This window comes from uncultured Mucilaginibacter sp. (assembly GCF_903913935.1).
Classification (GTDB): Bacteria; Bacteroidota; Bacteroidia; order Sphingobacteriales; family Sphingobacteriaceae; genus Mucilaginibacter.
The window spans coordinates 1-2,832 of record NZ_CAIWNH010000548.1 but is presented as its reverse complement, the minus strand read 5'-3'; the positions used below and the strand labels follow the sequence as shown (position 1 = coordinate 2,832).

The window sequence follows — 2,832 nt, the reverse complement described above, 5'->3', positions numbered from 1 at the left end:
CAAAAACATCATCATCAATAATCTTTTTGATCAGTGTGCCTTTCGCCATCAGGATGGCCTTATTCCATCCATGCGCCTGGTTCCGGTCGGGCTCCGATACAAACTGATGGATCTTCCCCTCATCAAACAATTTTTGCAGGTACTCCTTTGCGCCATCGTTGCTATTTGCATCTACCACTACAATTTCTTCGTTTGGCTGCAGCTCACCTATTAATTTTTGTAAAGTGATCTTCAGCAGCGGCAGGCGGTTGCGGGTAGCGATGATGTACGAAATATCAAACGTCATTTCAATTCAGCGTAGTAATTTATCGTCGCAAAAATTTCGTCGTATTCCGTATAATAAGTGATAGGACATAAACCATCCTTTACCACCCTGAAAATGTTATAATCCTGGTTCAACAGGAACCAAAAGTCGCGGAAGTAGGTCCGTGAGTCAATATTGCAGGTGCCAAATTCAAACTGGATCGATTTGATCGATTTGCTTTTGAGCATTTTCTCCGCGCCTTTCAACGCGTTCAATTCGTTCCCCTCGATATCTAATTTCAGGAAATCGATCTGTTTTATATTATTTTGTTCAGCAAATTCATCAATGGTGCCAACCGTTATCATTTCAAATTCATGCAGCTTTTCAGGCACATTAAAGGCCCGTTCCAACGGAAAAAGGGAAGCGGTTGTGGTACCGGGCTCGCTGGTGTAAAGCGGAAAAGTGCCATTAACGTTACTAAAACCAATTTGTACCATGTGAACTGCCGGATTGTCGCCGCAGGCTGTTTTAAGATGTGCAAATGCCACCGGCGATGGCTCAAAACACCATATTTCAAGATCCTTTATGGTGAGGTTTTTCAACAGGGCATTGCAGTAATCGCCGTAGTTGGCGCCCACGTCAAATACAACAAATTTATTTTGGCCATCAGCCTTTTTATTCAATGATTTTATCAGTTCAATTTCGCCGCTCAGTTCGATGGAACCGCCATCCCCATAGTTTAAGCCGCGCAGTATAATAAACTTTAAGCTGTTAAATAACTTTTGCCGTTTCAACTTGCCGGCATAATGGTTTTTGAAAAAATCTAAACTCTTTCTTTTAAGAAACATTTTCTTTACAGATTTTTAAATTGATTTTATGGGGATGTAAATGTAGAGGACCCCTCAAAAGTCGTTTGTATTAACAGGGTACCAAATAATATTTGTCTCCGTGATCTTTGCGTTCTCATCTCCGTGATCTCTGTGGTTAAATTTTACCACAGAGTGCTCAAAGAAGGCGCAGAGAGGCACAGAGTTTTCATAGCGCAAATATAATTTTGTATAATCATCCTTTGTTCTACTTATGATACAACCTCTACGATATATTTTCATTTAAAATGGCCACTTCGCCTCTATATACTTCGCCAATAAAGCCTTCTTCCGCCGTAAACGGAATGATGATCGCATCTTCATCCGGAAACCGGGGGAATCTATCATGCACCAGTACATTGTTTTTAAACCGGGGATAAATGACCTTTTCTAAAAAAACCTGGTCGACGCCATAGGTGTTGGTCAGCAGGTGGGTCCGGGTTTCTTTTTTTATGCTGATGTCATTTTTTTTGATCCCCCACATGCCGGCCATTACCAGCGCATTATGATGCATATGGTCACGGATGATATGAAAATCTTTATCAGCGGCCAGCCACTCTTCTATCATTATTTTTTCGCGTTGGGTGGGTACTGAATCGAGATCGCGGATGATCACCGCCTCCGCACCTGCTTCAACCGCCAAAAACCGCCAGGTGGTGTATCGTGCATCCACGCCGGTCTTTTCCATAATCATTACTTCACAGCCGTTGCTGCTCAGCAGGTCGATATGTTTAGCATCAACATCCTTGGCCACATACACCCTGCATTTCCAGCCGGGTAATAATTCATGATATGATTTTACTACCTTTTCAATGTTCGCGGTATACAGGGCATCGTTGCCAAAAAGGGAAAAGGCGATCATGTTTTTTGCAGGGCTGGTTACATTTATAGTCTCCGCAATAGCGTACAAGTCTTTATCGAAATGGTTTTGCTTCAACAGTTTCAGGCGGTTGGCAAACGCCTTTGCAGGTTTTTTCTGAATGTAGGAGAAATAGTTTTTTCCTTCTGATCCATGGTCAACGTATTCAACAATGTTATTTAATTGTTTCAGATGGTTCTCCATCGGCCTTAAACAATGCACATCAATATATTTATTAAAAAACAGCCCAAGCTTTGAATATTTCCAGTGCGACCTGTCGATACGGTTTTTTGCCATCGGGCTCCAGCCGCGTTTCAAAAACACTGTTTTACTTAATAAAGCTGATTTGTGCAGCTGTTCGGCAAAAAACAATTCATCGGTATCCCACTTCTTGTCTAATGCATAAAGGTCCTTTATAAAACTTTCAATCGTGGCCTCACCGGTATCTTGTAACCCGATAATCTCCCGGAAATATTTACCCTTTGCCGCGATGTAGCACATGGGGTACCTCAATTCAGTTGTATAGGCATCCGACGAAAAAATTACTACATCATCCTCATTATATTGAGCAATGTTTTTTGTGAAGTAATCTTTGTTTAACGGGATCATATCGATATCCCCTATTACAGATACTTCCTCAGGAAACAGGCAGGGAATAATAAAGCGGATGACCTGCGAAATAAACCCCGATGAAATGCCCTCAATCTGCGGGACCTTTATGATGGTTCCGCTGGGATGATTGAGGTTCAGGTTGCCAACAACAGCCACGGTGGGTTCGATACCGATATTGCGCCATGCTTTGGCCACCAGCGGCCAAAAGTCGTAGTAAAATGGATTGTTATCTGTTGAAACTATTGCCCTGT

At 42.2% G+C, this 2,832-nt stretch carries 3 protein-coding genes; all 3 read right to left on the bottom strand.

From position 1 onward, the window contains the following. A partial coding sequence (locus tag QZY09_RS22060) for a glycosyltransferase (RefSeq protein ID WP_295676193.1) occupies positions 1-286 on the bottom strand: 286 nt, incomplete at its 3' end. Continuing rightward, entirely contained in the window at positions 283-1,092 is an 810-nt protein-coding gene (locus tag QZY09_RS22055) for an FkbM family methyltransferase (protein ID WP_295676190.1), read from the bottom strand. The genes QZY09_RS22055 and QZY09_RS22060, both read right to left, overlap by 4 nt. A 244-nt stretch (positions 1,093-1,336) precedes the next feature. Continuing rightward, positions 1,337-2,832: hypothetical protein (locus tag QZY09_RS22050; protein ID WP_295676188.1), on the bottom strand; the 1,496-nt coding region annotated here is incomplete at its 5' end.